The sequence below is a fragment of the Arthrobacter sp. P1_H7 genome (genome assembly GCF_056405215.1).
In genome coordinates this window covers 173,928-190,565 of sequence record NZ_JBFUCO010000016.1, presented here as the reverse complement: position 1 = coordinate 190,565, position 16,638 = coordinate 173,928, and the positions used below count along the sequence as shown (strand labels likewise).

14 protein-coding genes are annotated in these 16,638 nt (G+C 66.9%); all 14 read right to left on the bottom strand.

Annotated elements, in window-relative coordinates; translation table 11 throughout:
• Positions 1–26 precede the first annotated feature (26 nt).
• On the bottom strand, positions 27–284 hold the full coding sequence (gene secG / locus AC1DXI_RS16195) for a preprotein translocase subunit SecG (RefSeq protein ID WP_018772994.1): 258 nt from the start codon (positions 282–284) through the stop codon (positions 27–29).
• Between the two features lie 48 nt (positions 285–332).
• A complete protein-coding gene (tpiA, locus tag AC1DXI_RS16190; RefSeq protein WP_018772995.1) occupies positions 333–1,148 on the bottom strand; it encodes a triose-phosphate isomerase in 816 nt (271 codons plus the stop codon).
• Between the two features lie 107 nt (positions 1,149–1,255).
• On the bottom strand, positions 1,256–2,482 hold the full coding sequence (locus tag AC1DXI_RS16185; protein WP_476939457.1) for a phosphoglycerate kinase: 1,227 nt from the start codon (positions 2,480–2,482) through the stop codon (positions 1,256–1,258).
• Between the two features lie 10 nt (positions 2,483–2,492).
• Complete coding sequence (gap, locus tag AC1DXI_RS16180) at positions 2,493–3,503, bottom strand: type I glyceraldehyde-3-phosphate dehydrogenase (protein ID WP_018772997.1); 1,011 nt, start codon at positions 3,501–3,503, stop codon at positions 2,493–2,495.
• A 287-nt stretch (positions 3,504–3,790) separates the two neighbouring features.
• Positions 3,791–4,414, bottom strand: coding sequence for a superoxide dismutase (locus AC1DXI_RS16175; RefSeq protein ID WP_018772998.1), 624 nt, complete (start codon positions 4,412–4,414; stop codon positions 3,791–3,793).
• Between the two features lie 167 nt (positions 4,415–4,581).
• The gene (gene whiA, locus AC1DXI_RS16170; RefSeq protein ID WP_018772999.1) at positions 4,582–5,562 is read right to left on the bottom strand and encodes a DNA-binding protein WhiA; all 981 of its coding nucleotides are present in this window, start codon (positions 5,560–5,562) and stop codon (positions 4,582–4,584) included.
• A gap of 10 nt (positions 5,563–5,572) precedes the next feature.
• Positions 5,573–6,592: a gluconeogenesis factor YvcK family protein gene (locus AC1DXI_RS16165; RefSeq protein WP_018773000.1), complete on the bottom strand. Its 1,020-nt coding sequence runs from the start codon at positions 6,590–6,592 to the stop codon at positions 5,573–5,575.
• The gene (rapZ, locus tag AC1DXI_RS16160; RefSeq protein ID WP_018773001.1) at positions 6,592–7,515 is read right to left on the bottom strand and encodes an RNase adapter RapZ; all 924 of its coding nucleotides are present in this window, start codon (positions 7,513–7,515) and stop codon (positions 6,592–6,594) included. The genes AC1DXI_RS16165 and rapZ overlap by 1 nt, the downstream gene beginning before the upstream one ends.
• Positions 7,516–7,636: 121 nt before the next feature.
• Complete coding sequence (gene uvrC / locus AC1DXI_RS16155) at positions 7,637–9,646, bottom strand: excinuclease ABC subunit UvrC (RefSeq protein ID WP_476939456.1); 2,010 nt, start codon at positions 9,644–9,646, stop codon at positions 7,637–7,639.
• A gap of 111 nt (positions 9,647–9,757) precedes the next feature.
• Positions 9,758–10,426 (bottom strand): lysophospholipid acyltransferase family protein, encoded by a 669-nt coding sequence (locus AC1DXI_RS16150; RefSeq protein WP_476939455.1) that lies wholly within the window; start codon positions 10,424–10,426, stop codon positions 9,758–9,760.
• Positions 10,413–11,174, bottom strand: coding sequence for an HAD hydrolase-like protein (locus AC1DXI_RS16145; RefSeq protein ID WP_476939454.1), 762 nt, complete (start codon positions 11,172–11,174; stop codon positions 10,413–10,415). Before AC1DXI_RS16145 ends, AC1DXI_RS16150 begins: the two co-directional genes overlap by 14 nt.
• 210 nt (positions 11,175–11,384) lie before the next feature.
• A complete protein-coding gene (gene uvrA, locus AC1DXI_RS16140; protein WP_476939453.1) occupies positions 11,385–14,333 on the bottom strand; it encodes an excinuclease ABC subunit UvrA in 2,949 nt (982 codons plus the stop codon).
• A gap of 67 nt (positions 14,334–14,400) precedes the next feature.
• Positions 14,401–14,793: a GntR family transcriptional regulator gene (locus AC1DXI_RS16135; protein WP_018773006.1), complete on the bottom strand. Its 393-nt coding sequence runs from the start codon at positions 14,791–14,793 to the stop codon at positions 14,401–14,403.
• Positions 14,790–16,631 (bottom strand): ABC transporter ATP-binding protein, encoded by a 1,842-nt coding sequence (locus AC1DXI_RS16130; protein ID WP_476939512.1) that lies wholly within the window; start codon positions 16,629–16,631, stop codon positions 14,790–14,792. Before AC1DXI_RS16130 ends, AC1DXI_RS16135 begins: the two co-directional genes overlap by 4 nt.
• Positions 16,632–16,638: the final 7 nt, after the last annotated feature.

The following is a 16,638-nucleotide window of genomic DNA, read 5'->3' as shown; positions in this document are numbered from 1 at the left end:
CATATGAAGTTTTCGAAACGGGCGTCCTAGGAATCGGCGCCTGTGCTGAACCGCATGAGCAGGCCGAGAGCGATGATCACCACGCCCCAGGTGATTCCCAGGATGACAGTGAACCGGTTGAGGTTCCGTTCCGCGACGCCGGAGGAGCTCAGGCCCGAGCTCATGCCGCCGCCGAACATGTCGGACAGGCCGCCTCCGCGTCCCTTATGGAGCAGGATGAGCAACGTCAGCAGGAGGCTGGTGATGCCCAGGAGGACCTGCAGAATGACATGAAGAACGTCCACGACGGCCTTTCAGAAGGATTGGATTGCGGGGGTCAGGCTGTGTCCGGACTAATCCGTCAACAGGTGACTCTCGAACCTGACAATATTAGCAAACTCGGCAGCGTCCAGGCTGGCACCGCCGACCAGCAAGCCGTCGACGTCGCGCTCCTTGAGGATCGACGCCGCGTTGTTGGCCTTGACCGAGCCGCCGTAGAGCAGGCGGGTCTTGGCGGCCACGTCGGCTCCGAAGAGGGTGGACAGTTCGGCACGGATGGCTGCACACATTTCCTGCGCATCTTCCGGGCCCGCGACCTCGCCGGTGCCGATGGCCCACACGGGCTCGTAGGCAACCACGAGCTCGGCGGCCTGCTCCGGGGTGAGGCCTTCGACGCCGGCGCGCAGCTGGGCGAGGGTGTGATCCACGTGGGTGCCGGCCTGCCGGATCTCCAGGCCTTCACCGACGCAGAGGACCGGGGTGATGCCGTGCCGGAAGGCGGCCTTGGTCTTGGCGTTGAGCACGGCGTCGGACTCGTTGTGGATGGTGCGGCGTTCGCTGTGGCCAACCAGGACGTAGCTGCAGGCAAGCTTGGCGAGGAACTGGCCGGAAATGTCGCCCGTGTAGGCGCCGGAGTCGAACTGGGAGAGGTCCTGGCCGCCATAGACGACGGCGAGCTCGTCGCCCTGGACCAGCGTCTGAACGCCGCGGAGATCCGTGAACGGCGGGAAGACGGCGACCTCCACCCGGCTGTAGTCGTGCTTGGCGTCGGACAGGGTCCACGCCAGCTTCTGCAGGAGGGTGATGCCCTGGACGTGGTCCATGTTCATCTTCCAGTTGCCGGCGATGAAAGGCTTGCGGTCGAATTTACCGTTGGTTGACGTGGTCACGTGATCTCCAGGAGTTCTTGGTGTGTGGGAGCAGCCGGCAGGGTGCCCGGTCCCTGCGGAGGGCACCCTGCCGGCTCAAATGCCGGTGCTTTTAGCGATCTCTGCTTCTAACGGTCGAGAACGCTCAGGCCGGGGAGTTCCTTGCCTTCAAGGTACTCCAGGCTTGCGCCGCCGCCGGTGGAAATGTGGCCGAACGCCTCATCGGCGAAGCCGAGGGTCCGGACCGCTGCCGCCGAGTCGCCGCCGCCAACGACGGTGAACGCGTCCGCCTCGGTCAGGGCCTGCGCGATGGCCCGGGTACCGCCGGCGAAGGCCGCGAATTCGAACACGCCCATGGGCCCGTTCCAGAACACGGTCTTGGCGCCCTTGATCCGTTCCGCGAACTCCGCTGCCGATACCGGCCCGATGTCCAGCCCGATGCCCTGCGCTCCGAAGCTGCCCGACTCGATGGCGTCGGCGGAGACGGTCTCGTGCTCGGCGTCGGCGGCGAACTTGCTCGCCACCACAACATCGGTGGGCACAACGAACTCGGTGCCGGCGTCGGCGGCCCGCTTCAGGTAGTCCTGGACGACCGGGATCTGGTCCTCTTCGAGCAGGCTGCCCGCGACCTTGTGACCCGCGGCGGCGAGGAAGGTGAACAGCATGCCGCCGCCCACCAGGATCGTGTCCGCCTTGCCCAGGAGGTTGTCGATGACAGCGAGCTTGTCGGAGACCTTGGAGCCGCCGAGGACAACGACGTAGGGCCGCTGGGTGTCGGTGGTGAGCTTGCGCAGCACCTCAACCTCCGTGCGGACGAGGTCGCCCTGGTAGGACGGCAGCCGGGTGGCGACGTCGTACACGCTGGCGTGCTTGCGGTGCACGGCACCGAAGGCATCGTCGACGAAGGCGCCGTTATCACCGGTGAGCGCGACGAGCTCGTCCGCGAAGGCGCCGCGTTCGGCGTCGTCCTTGGAGGTCTCCCGCGCGTCGAAGCGCACGTTTTCCAGGACCAGCACTTCGCCGTCCTTCAGCGCGGCGGAGAGCTCCTTGGCCGACTCGCCGACGGTGTCGGTGGCAAGTGAGACCTTGAACCCGGCAAGCTCGGCCAGCCGTGCGGCTGCGGGCTTGAGTGAGTACTTCTCCTCCGGGGCGCCCTTGGGGCGGCCGAGGTGTGCTGTGACCAGCACGCGGGCACCGGCGTCCGTGAGCTTCGCCAGCACTGGCAGGGAGGCCTTGATGCGGCCATCGTCAGTCACTGTAGAGCCGTCGAGCGGCACGTTCAGGTCACTTCTGACCAGAACGTACCGCCCGCGGACACCATCAGCGATCAGTTCGTTGAGGGTGTGAAATGTCATGAGTCTTACCCTAGCCCAGCTTGGACGCGACAAGCTCCGTGAGGTCCACGAGGCGGTTGGAGTAACCCCACTCGTTGTCATACCAGGACACAACCTTGACCTGGTCGCCGATCACCTTGGTCAGGCCGGAATCGAAGATGGACGATGCCGGGTCGCCGACGATGTCCGAGGAGACGATCGGCTCGTCGGTGTAGGTCAGCAGGCCCTTGAGCTCCTCGGTCTCCGACGCTGCCTTGAGGGCGGCGTTGACTTCAGCGACCGTGGTCTCGCGGGAGACCGTGACGGTCAGGTCCGTGGCGGAACCGGTGGGGACGGGCACGCGGATGGCGTAGCCGTCGAGCTTGCCCTTGAGCTCCGGCAGGACCAGGCCGATTGCCTTGGCGGCACCGGTGGAGGTGGGCACCATGTTGATGGCGGCGGCGCGGGCGCGGCGGAGGTCCTTGTGCGGGCCGTCCTGCAGGTTCTGGTCGGCGGTGTAGGCGTGGATGGTGGTCATCAGGCCACGCTCGATGCCGAAGGCGTCATTGATGACCTTGGCCAGCGGGCCGAGGCAGTTGGTGGTGCAGGAGGCGTTGGAGATGATGTGGTGCGTGGCGCTGTCGTACAGGCCGTCGTTGACGCCCATCACGATCGTGATGTCCTCATCCGACGCGGGGGCGGAGATCAGGACCTTCTTGGCGCCGGCGTCGATGTGCTTCTGCGCATCGGCGGCCTTGGTGAAGAAGCCGGTGGACTCGATGACGATGTCGACGCCGAGCTCGCCCCAGGGCAGCTTCGCGGGATCGCGTTCGGCGAGGACCTTGATGATGTTGCCGTCGACGACGATGTTGCCGTCCTTGACCTCGATGGTTTCGGCCAGGCGGCCGCCCACGGAGTCGTACTTGAAGAGGTGAGCGAGGGCTTCCGGGCTGGTGAGGTCGTTGACCGCAACGATCTCAAGGTCTGCGCCCTGTGCGAGGGCGGCGCGGAAGTAGTTGCGGCCGATACGGCCAAAGCCGTTGATGCCAATACGGGTCGTCACGTTTTCAGTCTCCTTGGTGCTCTTGCGAGCACGACTAGTTGAGAAGGCGTTCAAGCCAACTAACAGATCCCGCACGCCATTGGGCAGAGATAATTACCAGATCGGAGGGCGACCAGCCACATTGCTGAAGGCTAACCGCCTTCCGTGATCCATCTTACGTTTAACCGGGACTGCCCCCGCAAGTGCAGGGGCAGTCCGTCCACATTTCGGGCCGACGGGCCCGTAATGTGAGGTTTGTTACAAACGGAAGTCGATTCCGTCACCCTTTGCAGGGTAAAGGGACCTGCCTAGAGGGTGATGAGACCCGTCGCGTTCTTGCGGGCGGCGTCGAAGCGCTTGGCGACGTCGGCCCAGTTCACGATGTTCCAGAAGGCCTTGACGTAGTCAGCCTTGACGTTGACGTAGTCCAGGTAGAAAGCGTGCTCCCACATGTCCAGCATCAGCAGCGGGGTGGTGCCGAGTGCGACGTTGCCCTGCTGATCGTAGAGCTGCTCGATGACCAGGTTGCCGCCGATGGGTTCGTAGGCCAGGAAGCCCCAGCCGGAGCCCTGCAGGCCCAGCGCCGCGGCGCTGAACTGGGCACGGAATGCGTCGAACGAGCCGAAGGCGTCGTCAATGGCCGCGGCGAGCTCGCCCTCGGGCTTGTCGCCACCGTCCGGGGAGAGGTTCTTCCAGAAGACTGAGTGGTTGATGTGGCCGCCGGTGTGGAACGCGAGGTCCTTGGAGAGGCGGTTGATGTTGGCGAAGTCGCCCTTTTCGCGCGCCTCGGCCAGTTGGGCCAGTGCGTTGTTGGCGCCGGCCACATAGGCGGCGTGGTGCTTGCTGTGGTGCAGCTCCATGATCTTCGCGGAGATGTGCGGTTCCAGCGCTGCGTAGTCATAGTCGAGCTGGGGCAGTACGTACTCGGTCACAAAATCCTCCAATGTCGTGGACGGGTTGTCCGGTTCGGTAACTCTCGGATTGTGCATCCGGATGCGGGCATCCGGAAAATTGCGGTGGGATCCAACGGCGACAACCCGCCGTGGCTCCCGGGTATTTCCATTCCCGGTATATTCCTGCTGTTGATTCTAGGGGCGGCCTAGTCGTCGAGCATTTCCGGCGTCACATTGGCTTCCGTACCCGGGATGCCGAGGTCCTGGGCCCGTTTGTCCGCCATGGCCAGGAGCCGGCGGATCCGGCCGGCGATGGCGTCCTTGGTCATGACGGGGTCGGCGAGCCGGCCCAGCTCGTCCAGGCTGGCCTGCTTGTGCGCGACCCGGAGCTCACCGGCATACTTCAGATGGTCCGGGACGTCGTCGCCCAGGATTTCCAAGGCCCGGTCCACCCGGGCGCCGGCGGCCACGGCGGCCTGCGCGGAACGGCGCAGGTTCGCGTCATCGAAGTTGGCGAGCCGGTTGGCCGTGGCCCGGACTTCCTTGCGCATGCGGCGTTCCTCCCAGACCATCAGGGCGTCATGTGCGCCCATGCGCGTGAGCAGCGCGGCGATCGTGTCGCCGTCGCGGATCACCACGCGGTCCACTCCCCTGACCTCGCGGGCCTTGGCCTGGATGCCCAGGCGGCGGGCGGCGCCGACGAGGGCCAGGGCCGATTCGGGGCCGGGGCAGGTGACTTCCATGGCCGAGGACCGGCCAGGCTCGGTGAGCGAGCCGTGGACCAGGAACGCGCCGCGCCAGACAGCTTCGGCGTCCGCGGCGGAGCCGTTGACCACTACCGACGGAAGGCCGCGCACGGGGCGGCCCCGCGCGTCCAGGAGTCCGGTCTGGCGGGCGAGGGCCTCACCGTCGCGCACCACCCGCACCACATAGCGGCTGCCGCGGCGCAGGCCGCCGCCGGAGACGACGATGATCTCGCTCTGGTGGCCGTACACCTCCGCGATGGCGGCGCGCAGCCGCCGGGCGGTCGATGCGAGGTCGACTTCGGCCTCGATCACAATCCGGCCCGAAATAATGTGCAGCCCGCCGGCGAAGCGGAGCATGGCCGAGACCTCGGCCTTGCGGACTGAAGACTTCTTGATATCCAGACGGGAAAGTTCTTCCTTGACTGATGCTGTCAGTGCCATGGCACCTTTCCTAACTATTCCCGAAAATATCGTGATACGCCGTCGCCAGCCGCAACGGATCGTGGACCGGACGGCGACCAGACGCCCCCACTTTACCCAAGACCACCTCGGCGCCGAGCATTCCTGCCGCCGCCTCGAAGTCGGGCAGGTTCTGCACCGACGCCGGGTCGGCCAGGATGACGTCGATCGTGAACTCCGGCGCGTACTCGCGCAGCACCCGGAGGTGGTCGGCGGCGGTCATGCCGGCCGTCTCCTTGGTATCCGTAGCCAGGTTCATGGTCAGGCACCGGCGGGCAGCCGTGTTGGCGAGGGCCTCGCGCATTTCGGGCAGCAACAGGTGCGGCAGGACGGACGTGTACCAGGATCCCGGCCCGAGGATCACCCAGTCTGCCAGCTCGATCGCCGTCAGTGCCTCCGTGCAGGCCGGAGCGTTCTCAGGCAAGAGCCGCACGTGCTCCAGGGACCCTGCCACCGCGCACTTGGCCTGGCCGGTGAGGGTCTGCAGTGCCGTCGCGCCGTCCGGGGCGGTGACCCGGACCTGGCCCTCGATGGTCAGAGGGACGCTGGACATCGGCAGGACTTCGCCGCGGGCGCCGAGCAGGGCGCCGGCCCACTTCAGGCCGGCGACGGTGTCGCCCAGGAGCTCCCAGAGCGTGACGATCAGGAGGTTGCCCATCGCGTGTTCATCGAGGGAGCCGCCGCGTCCTTTGCCGGGGGCGAAGCGGTGCTGCATGACGTCGCGCCACGTGCGGCCCCAGTCAGTGTCGTCGCACAACGCGGACAGGGCCATCCGGAGATCGCCGGGCGGCAGGACGCCGTACTCCTCGCGGAGCCGGCCGGAGGAGCCGCCGTCGTCCGCGACCGTGACGATCGCGGTGAGCTCGGAGGTCAGCAGGCGCAGGGCCGACAGCGAGGCGGAGAGACCGTGGCCGCCGCCAAGCGCGACGACGGAGGGGCCCTTGTCCTGCTGGCTGGCGAAGGCCGCGCTGGCGGGCGGGACAAGGGGCAGCGGGCCGGTCAGCAGCGCCATTACTCGCGGCCCAGGTCCCGGTGCGTCGTGGTCACGGTGACGCGCGGATATTGCGCCAGCCTCCGTGAGAGTTCGACGGCGACCGCCACGGACCGGTGCTTGCCGCCGGTGCAGCCTACGGCGATGGTGGCGTAGTGCTTGTTCTCCCGCCGGTACCCGTCCAGGACCGGTTCGAGGGCCAGCACGTAGCGTTCCACGAAGTCGCTGACGCCCTGGGCCTCCAGCACGTAGTCGCTGACGTCCTTGTCCAGCCCGGTGTGCGGGCGCAACTGCGGCACCCAGTGCGGGTTGGGGATGAAACGGGCATCGGCCACGAAGTTGGCATCGACCGGGAGCCCGTACTTGAAGCCGAAGCTCATGACGTTCAGCCGCAGCGCCACCGGCCCGGTCTCGCTGAAGAGTTCGGTGATCGCGGTGGCGAGGCCATGGACGTTGAGGGAGGACGTGTCCAGGACGATGTCGGCGGTGTCCTTCAATTCACGGACCAGCTCGCGTTCGGCGGCGATGCCGTCGAGGATCCGGCCGCCGCCCTGGAGCGGGTGGGGCCTGCGGCCCTGCTCGAAGCGGCGCACCAGGACGTCGTCGTTGGCGTCGAGGAACAGCACGCGGAAGCTCACGCCCGTGGCTTCCAGGGCTCGGAGCGCCGCGCGCATGTCGACGAACAGTTCCTTGCTCCGGACGTCCATCACGACGGCGAGCTTGGACATCGAGTGCGGTGTCCGGGACACCAGTTCGGCGAGCGTGCCGAGCATCTGCGGCGGCAGGTTTTCCACGACATACCAGCCATGGTCCTCAAGGGCGTCCGAGGCGGTGCTGCGGCCGGCTCCCGACATTCCGGTCACCACGAGCAGTTCAGCCTCGACGGGTTTGACGGGTGTCATGCCGTCCGCATCCGTCTCGGATCCTGCCGTCGACTCTGCCATCAGTGAAGCCCCATCTCTGCCTGTGCGATTTGCTGTTCCGTCAGGTTTGCGCGCCGGCCGCGGTGATGCCGCGGCCGTGCCGTACCCAAGTCTTTACCCTAGCTAAGTTTGGCGGCGCTAGCTAAGTGTCGAGGATTTCGCCGGTGGTCATGTTGACGGCAGGAACCGTAGCGGCTTCCTCGAGGCCGCCGGCAGTGAAGTGCCGGACGATCGAGGCGGCCAGGGAGGGGCCGATCCCCTTGGCACCGGTGAGTTCCTCCTGCGTCGCGGCCTTGATCGCCTTGACGGAGCCGAACTCGGCCAGGAGGGCCTTGCGTTTGGACTCGCCCAGCCCGGGCACGCTGTCCAGCGCGGACACCGTCATGGCCTTGCCGCGCTTTTGCCGGTGGAAGGTGATGGCGAAGCGGTGGGCCTCGTCGCGGATCCGCTGCAGCAGATACAGGCCGGCGGAGGCGCGCGGCAGGATCACCGGGAAGTCGCTGTCCGGCAGCCACACTTCCTCGAGCCGTTTGGCCAGGCCGACCACATAGACGTCCTCGATGCCCAGCTCTTCCAGCGCCCGCGCGGCGGCATTGACCTGTGGTTTGCCGCCGTCGACGACGACAAGGTTGGGCGGGTAGGCGAATTTGCTCCGCGGCGTCGGCGTCGTGGAGTCCGCGACCGCCGCGGCGGTTGCCGCGTCCAGAGCCGCTTGGTGCGCCGGTTTGGCCGCGGCCGCCGCGTGCTCGTTTTTCTCCTGGAGATAGTGCCGGAACCGGCGGGTCAGCACATCGTGCATGGCCGCCGTGTCGTCGGTGGCGGCGGCTCCGGTCACGGCGAACTTCCGGTAGTCGGATTTTTTCGGCAGTCCGTCCTCGACCACCACCATGGAGCCGACCACGTTGGTGCCCTGGACGTGCGAGATGTCGAAGCACTCGATCCGCAGCAGCGCCACGGGAAGCTCCAGCGCCTCCTGGATTTCCTGCAGGGCCTGGGAGCGCATGGTGAGGTCGCCGGCGCGCCGGGATTTATGGAGTTTGAGGGCGTGCTCGGCGTTTTCACGGACCGTGGACAGGAGTGCGGCCTTGTCACCGCGCTGGGGGACGCGGATGTCCACCCGGGCCCCGCGCAGGCCGCTGAGCCATTGTGCGAGCTCCGGGGCGTTGCTGGGTTCGGTGGGCACCAGCACTTCCCGGGGCAACCTGCCCTGCAGCCCGGCTTCCTCGCCGTACACCTGCTGGAGCAGGTGTTCGACCAGTTCCGGGGTGGTGGAGTCCTCGACTTTTTCCACCACCCAGCCGCGCTGGCCGCGGATCCGTCCGCCGCGGACGTGGAAGACCTGGACGGCGGCCTCGAGTTCGTCTTCGTACAGGGCGAAAACGTCGGCGTCCGTGCCCTCGGCCAGGACGACGGCGTTCCGTTCGAAGACCTTCTTCAGCGCCACGATGTCGTCCCGGAGCCGGGCCGCGCGTTCGTAGTCGAGCTCGGCGACTGCCGCGGCCATCTCCCGTTCCAGCCGGTTGACGAAGGGCTTGGCTTCGCCGCCCATGAACGTGCAGAAATCCTCGGCCAGGGCGCGGTGGTCCGCAGCGGAGATCCGGCCGACGCACGGCGCGGAGCACTTGTCGATGTAGCCGAGCAGGCAGGGCCTGCCGCTGGCTTCGGCGCGTTTCAGCACCCCGGGACTGCAGCTGCGGACCGGGAACACGCGCAACAGGGTGTCCATGGTGTCCCGGATCGCGCCTGCGGTGTACGGGCCGAAGTACCGGGTCCCCTTGCGCCGGTCGCCGCGCAGCACCTGGACGCGAGGGTACTTCTCCCCCATCGTCACGGCGAGGTACGGGTAGCTTTTGTCGTCCCTGAACATCACGTTGAAGCGGGGCGTGAATTCCTTGATCCAGGTGTATTCCAGCTGCAGCGACTCGAGCTCGCTGCCCACCACGGTCCATTCGACGCTGCTGGCCGTGTGCACCATCGCGTAGGTTTTGGGCATGAGCCCGGCGGGGTTGGCGAAGTAGGTGTTCAGCCGGGCACGGAGGTTCTTGGCCTTGCCGACGTAGATGACCCGGCCGTGCGGATCGCGGAAGCGGTACACGCCCGGATTGGTCGGAATTTCACCCGTCTGGGGTCGGTAACTCGCTGGATCTGCCACAGATCAAGTCTACTGAGCCGCCGGCGGTGCCGTTGCACGTGCACCGCCGCAGGCCCGGCGGAGGCCGGAGCAGGAAACCGGGAGCAGGAGGCCGGAGCAGGAAACCGCGGGCTATTCGGCCGACTTGCTCTGGTTGTAGCTGGTGGAGCGTTCCTGGCCGCTGAGGTCCGCGATGGCGTCCATGATGCGGTCCGTGACCTGGCGGCGGGCCGGCAGGGAATGGTCCGGTCCGGTCTTCTCGAAATACAGCGGCTCGCCCACCTTCATGGTGAAGTGCTGCGGTTTGACGGACTTGCTGTCCGCGGGCTGCAGGTGTTCGGTGCCGATCAGGCCCACCGGGATCACGGGGGCGCCCGTGGTGAGGGCCAGCCAGCCGACGCCGGTGCGGCCGCGGTACAGGATGCCGTCGCGGGAGCGGGTGCCTTCGGGATAGATGCCCACGCCCTTGCCGGAGTCGAGTATGTCCAGCAGCGTCTTCAGTGCCTGGACGCTCGCCGCCTGCTCGCCGCGTTCCACCGGGATGGAGCCCACGGCCTCGAAGAAGGACTTCATGGCTTTGCCCTTGACGCCGCCGGTGGTGAAATATTCGGCCTTCGCGAAGAATGCCACGGGCCGCGGCATGAGGGCCTGGACGATCACGCTGTCCAGGAAGGAGAGATGGTTCGGGGCCACGATGAACGGCCCGTCCTTGGGCACGTTTTCCAGGCCAATGACCGTGGGACGGCACGTGGTGGTTACCAGCCCCCGCGTGGTCCAGCGGATTGCGTCAAACATTGCCATCGGTGTGCACCTCGTTCAGGGCTGTGGTCCCCGGGCGTTCGGAGAGCCGGTTGATCGTCGCGTGAAGCGCCGTGGTGGTGTGCACGATCTCGACGGCACCGGCCGCGTGCAGTTCGCCGTCGGGCGCAAACCCCCAGCCTACGCCGATGCAGTGCAGTCCGTTCGCAGCGGCCCCGGCGACGTCCTGCGCCCGGTCCCCCACCATCACGGCCCGGCCGGCGGCCGAAGGGGCAGCGTCAGCCAGGTCCGAGAGCGCGGCAGCGACGAGGCCGGCCTTGCCTTCGGGAACGGAGACTTCCGGAAGGGAGCCCGCTCCCGGGCCGGCGGCCTCGTCGGCGGCGGAGCCCCGGATGCTGTGAAAGAGTCCTGCGATGCCGTGGTGCGCCAGGACGGTGCGGGCAAGCCCTTCCGGTTTCTGGGTCGCGACGGCGATGGGCCGTCCGGCGGTGACAAAGTCTTCGAGGAGGCCGCGGATTCCCGGGTACAGCCGGCTCTGCGCGATTCCCGTGGCAACGTAGTGCGCGCGGTAGATGCGGATGGCGTCTTCCAGCTGTGCGGCCGGAACGCCGGCGATTTCCGTCAGGGAACGGCTGAGCTTGGGCCCAATCATGGCGTCCATCCGGGACTTGTCCGGAACCGGCAGGCCAAGTTCGGTGAGGGCCGCGGCGATTCCGTCGGTAATTCCCCCGGCGGGATCGACAAGAGTGCCGTCAAGGTCGAAGATTACGGGCACTGTTGTATGCGTCACCGGCTTAGTTTCTCACGAGTGTGCGGTTGCCAGAAATTCGCATGCTCCGTCAGGAATACATCGGGAATACATCACGTGATACATCGGGGTTACATCACGCGATACATCACGGAATACATCAGCGGATAGATCAGGCGATGAGTTCCCTGCGGGGGGACGCGTGCGGCGGAAGCATGCCTTGCCCGCCGCACGGTCCCCGGCGGCCGGTGTTCAGGCGAGGAGCTCGGCGAGGAACGCGGCCGTGTGGCTTTCGCTGGACTTGGCCACCTGCTCAGGGGTGCCGGACGCGACCACACGGCCGCCACCGGACCCGCCGTCGGGGCCAAGGTCCACGATCCAGTCGGCGCTCTTGATGACGTCGAGGTTGTGTTCGATGGTGATTACCGTGTTGCCCTTCTCCACGAGGCCCTGCAGCACCATGAGGAGCTTGCGGATGTCCTCGAAGTGCAGGCCGGTGGTGGGCTCGTCCAGGACGTAGACGCTGCGGCCGTTGGAGCGTTTCTGGAGCTCGGCTGCGAGCTTCACGCGCTGGGCCTCACCGCCGGAGAGCGTGGTGGCGGGCTGGCCCAGCCGGACGTAGCCAAGGCCTACGTCGACGAGCGTGTTGAGGTGCCGCGCGATCGGCGAGAAGGCCGCGAAGAACTCGGCCCCTTCCTCGATGGGCATGTTCAGCACATCAGCGATGGTCTTGCCCTTGTAGTGGACCTCCAGGGTTTCGCGGTTGTACCGGGCGCCGTGGCAGACCTCGCAGGGGACGTAGACGTCCGGCAGGAAGTTCATCTCGATCTTCAGGGTGCCGTCGCCGGAGCAGGCCTCGCAGCGGCCGCCCTTGACGTTGAAGGAGAACCGGCCCGGCAGGTAGCCGCGGACCTTGGCTTCGGTGGTCTCGGCGAAAAGCTTCCGGATGTGGTCGAACACGCCGGTGTAGGTGGCCGGGTTCGAGCGCGGCGTGCGGCCGATGGGGCTCTGGTCGACGTGCACCACCTTGTCCAGGTGGTCGAGGCCCTGGACGGACTTATGCCGTCCGGCCACCTGCTTGGCGCCGTTGAGCTTGTTGGCGAGCACTTTGTAGAGGATCTCGTTGACCAGGGTGGACTTGCCCGAGCCGCTGACGCCGGTGACGGCGGTGAAGAGGCCCAGCGGGAAACTGGCGTCGATGTTCAGGAGGTTGTTCTCCTTCGCCCCGACCACCTTGAGCTCGCGCTTCTTGTCGTATTTGCGCCGCTTCTTCGGGATCTCGATTTTCCGCCGGCCCGAGAGGTAGTCGCCGGTGAGTGAGTCCGTGTTTTCCAGCAGCGCCTGGTAGGAACCGGAATGGACCACCATGCCGCCGTGCTCGCCGGCGCCCGGTCCGATGTCCACCACCCAGTCAGCCTCGTGGATGGTGTCCTCGTCATGCTCCACGACGATCAGGGTGTTGCCGAGGTCCCGGAGCCGGGTGAGTGTCTCGATCAGGCGGCGGTTGTCCCGCTGGTGCAGTCCGATCGAGGGCTCGTCCAGGACGTACAGCACGCCCACGAGGCCGGAGCCGATCTGGGTGGCCAGCCGGATGCGCTGGGCTTCGCCGCCGGACAGGGTGCCGGAGGGCCGCTCCAGGTTCAGGTACTCGAGTCCGACGTCGAGGAGGAAGGTCAGCCGGGCCTGGATTTCCTTGAGGACCTGGTTGGCGATCTGGGCCTCGCGGCCGGTCAGGACGAGGTTGTCGAGGAAGCCTGCGCATTCCCGCATGGGCAGCGCAGCGACCTCGGCGATTGATTTGCCGTTGATCAGCACCGAGAGCGACGCGGGGTTCAGTCGCGCCCCGTTGCAGGCCGGGCACGGGACCTGGCGCATGTATTCCTCGTAGCGGTCGCGCGCGTAGTCGGAATCGGTCTCGCCGTGCTTGCGGTGGACGTACTGCACGACGCCCTCAAAGCCGGTGCTGTACTTGCGTTCCCGGCCGAAGCGGTTGCGGTATTGCACCACCACCTTGTGGTCCTTGCCGTGCAGGACCGTCTGCCGGACGTCGGTGTCGAGCTTCTCCCACGCCGTCGTCATGGAGAAGCCGAGTTCCTCGGCGAGGCCGGCCAGCAGCCGGTTCCAGTACTCCGTGGTGGCGGTGCCCAGGGACCACGGCGCAATGGCCCCCTCGGAGAGCGAGAGCTCCGGGTTGGGGATGAGGAGTTCCTCATCGACCTCCAGCTTGGTGCCGATGCCGCTGCACGCGCTGCAGGCGCCGAACGGGTTGTTGAACGAGAAGGAGCGGGGCTCGATCTCGTCGATCGCCAGGGGGTGCTCGTTGGGGCAGGCGAGGTGTTCGGAGAACGCCCTGATCCGCTCGGGATCGTCCGCTTCGAGGTCGACGAATTCGGCCAGGATGCGGCCCTCCGCCAGTCCGAGGGCGGTTTCGACCGAGTCGGTCAGGCGCTGGCTGATGCCTTCCTTGACCACAAGGCGGTCCACCACCACTTCGATGGTGTGCTTGAACTGCTTGCCCAGCTTCGGCGGATCACTCAGGTGGACGAGCTCGCCGTCCACCCGGGCCCGCGAATAGCCCTTGGCGGTGAGTTCCTTGAAAAGATCCACGAATTCGCCCTTGCGGCCGCGGACCACGGGTGCCAGCACCTGGAAGCGCGTGCCGTCCGGGAGTTCGAGCAGCTGGTCGACGATCTGCTGCGGGGTCTGCTTGGTCACAGGCTCCCCGCAGACGGGGCAGTGCGGCCGGCCCACACGGGCCCAGAGCAGACGCATGTAGTCGTAAATCTCGGTGATGGTGCCCACGGTCGAGCGCGGGTTCTTGGACGTGGACTTCTGGTCGATGGACACCGCCGGCGAGAGGCCCTCGATGAAATCGACGTCGGGCTTGTCCACCTGGCCCAGGAACTGCCGGGCGTAGGCGGAGAGCGATTCGACGTAGCGGCGCTGGCCCTCGGCGAAAATTGTGTCGAAGGCGAGGGAGGACTTCCCGGAACCGGACAGGCCGGTGAACACGATCATGGCATCGCGCGGCAGGTCCAGGTCCACGTTGCGCAGGTTGTGCTCGCGGGCGCCCTTGACGACGAGGCGCGTCATGTCCGGACGTTTCAGGACGGGGCGGGACGGGACCGCATCCCGGACTGCCAGCGGCTCGACGGCGGAATGGACTTCAACGGCTGGATCTTCAGCTACAGCTTTAGGCACGAATCTAATGCTAATCGAAAACTTCTTCGAAAAACTATTCCGCGAGCCTAGGGCGGCACCGGATGTGCTACTGGCGGTCGTAGGCGGCGGCCAGCAATTGCACGGCCTCGGCAAAACTCGCGCCCTGGGCCTTGGCGGCCGCGGCGAACTCCTCGGCGGCGGCGGACAGCGAGCTCCAGGCCGCATCGCGGGCACACACAACGGTGCCGTTGCGGCCCTTGGTCACCACAACGCCGGCGGCCTCGAGTTCCTTGTAGGCCCGCGCCACGGTGTGCGGAGCCACGCCCAGCTCGCCGGCGAGGCTGCGCACGGCCGGAAGCCTGGTGCCCGGCGCGAGCGTGCCGTTGTCGGCGCGTTCGATGACGTAGAGCCGCAGCTGTTCGAAGAGCGGGACGGAGCTGGCCGGATTGGTCCGCCAGGATCCTGGGAAGCGCTCCCCCGCGGCGTCCGCGGGGCTCACTGTTCGGCCTTCCGGACGGCCGGGACCTGTTCGCGGCCGGCGAACTGGGCCTCGTACAAATCCTTGTAGAGGCCCCGCCGCGCCACCAGCTGCTGATGGGTGCCGTGTTCAACGATTCGTCCGTGGTCCATGACGAGAATTAGATCAGCGTCCCGGACCGTGGACAAACGGTGCGCGATCACGAAGCTCGTATGACCTTGCCGCAGCTGCTCCATGGCATGCCGGATCTGCACCTCCGTGCGGCTGTCGACGGAACTCGTCGCCTCATCCAGCACCATGATATTGCGCCCTGCAATCTGCGCCCGTGCGATCGAGACGAGCTGGCGCTGGCCCCGGCTCAGGGAGTCGCCGTCGTTGCCGAGCATCGTGGCGTAGCCGGCCGGCAGGGACCGCACAAACTGGTCCACGTGGCTGGCGCGGGCCGCCGCGACGATGTCGGCGTCGGTGGCGCCGGGCCGGCCGTATTCGATGTTCTCCCGGATGCTGCCGGTAAACAGCCAGGCATCCTGCAACACGATTCCGAAGGCGCGCCGCAGCTCGTCCCGCGGGATGGTGGCGATGTCCGTCGAGTCCACCAGGATCCGGCCGGAGTCGAGTTCGTAGAAGCGCATCAGGAGGTTGACGACGGTGGTCTTGCCGGCCCCGGTGTGTCCCACGATCGCCACCGTCTGTCCCGGGTCCACCGTGAAGGAGAGGTCCTTCACGGTGGGGGTGCCGGGGCTGTAGCTGAAGCTGACGTGTTCGAACGTGACCCGGCCTGCCACCGCGCCCGGATCCAGCAGGTCGCCGGGCATGCGCGGGGCAGGGGGTTTGCGTCCGTTGGAGGATTTGCGCGGGACATGGAACTTCCGTGCGGCCGTGGCGCCGCGCAGCTTGCCGGCGCCGTTTGCCGAGACGGCGGGCACGGCGCTGTCCCGGGGGATCTCCGGGGCGTCCAGCAGCTCGAACACGCGCTCCGCCGAGGCCAGGCAGGACTGCACGAGGGTCAGCATGCCGCCGATCTGGCTCACCGGCTGGCTGAAGAGGCGGGAGAACTGGACGAAAGCCTGGATGCCGCCGATCGTCAAGACCCCCGCGGTGACCTGCAGCGCCCCCACAACAGCAATCGCGATGTAGTTCAGGTTGGCGACAAACACCAGCAGCGGCTGCACGATGCCGGACAAGTACTGGGCGCGGGTGCTGGATCGCGTGAGCTTCTCGTTGCGCTCCCGGAAGCTCGCCGCCGACTCTTCCTGCCGGCCGAATGCCTTGACCACTTCATGCCCGGTGAAGAATTCCTCGAGCTGGGCGTGCAGTGCCCCCGTGCTGCTCCACTGCTCCTTGAAGTGCGCCTGGGAGTGCCGGGCCACGAGGACCGTGATGACCGTGGACACCGGCACCGAGAGGACCGCGATCAGCGCCAGCAGCGGCGAGAGCCACAGCATCATGGCGAGTGCGGCCGAGAGCATCAGGACGGACATGATCAGCTGGTTGAGGAGCTGGTTGAGCGCCTGGGAGATATTGTCGACGTCGTTCGTGGCCCGGCTGAGCACGTCGCCGCGGCGCTGCTCCTCGAAATGGCTGGACGGCAGCACATGGAGTTTTTGTTCCACGGAGCCGCGGAGGCCGTAGCTGAGGCGCTGCACCGCGGTGGCGGTCAGGCTGCCCTGGATCCAGCTGAACAGGGACGCCCCGACGTACATGGCGGAAACCGCCAGCAGCCGCTCGGCCAGCTGTTGCTCGTCGAGGGAGCCGCCCAGGAAGCCATCGACGACGACGTCGGTGGCGTCGCCCAGGACCTTGGGGGCCGCCACGTTCAGTGTCACGAACGCACAGGTGGCGGCGATGACACCGGCCATCCGCCAT

Excerpts from the sequence above, each read along its gene's own strand:
- AC1DXI_RS16150 (WP_476939455.1), bottom strand. The coding sequence starts at position 10,426 with ATGGCAATGTTTGACGCAATCCGCTGGACCACGCGGGGGCTGGTAACC.
- whiA (WP_018772999.1), bottom strand. The coding sequence starts at position 5,562 with ATGGCACTGACAGCATCAGTCAAGGAAGAACTTTCCCGTCTGGATATC.
- AC1DXI_RS16165 (WP_018773000.1), bottom strand. The coding sequence starts at position 6,592 with ATGGCGCTGCTGACCGGCCCGCTGCCCCTTGTCCCGCCCGCCAGCGCG.
- AC1DXI_RS16130 (WP_476939512.1), bottom strand. The coding sequence starts at position 16,631 with ATGGCCGGTGTCATCGCCGCCACCTGTGCGTTCGTGACACTGAACGTG.
- AC1DXI_RS16185 (WP_476939457.1), bottom strand. The coding sequence starts at position 2,482 with ATGACATTTCACACCCTCAACGAACTGATCGCTGATGGTGTCCGCGGG.
- rapZ (WP_018773001.1), bottom strand. The coding sequence starts at position 7,515 with ATGGCAGAGTCGACGGCAGGATCCGAGACGGATGCGGACGGCATGACA.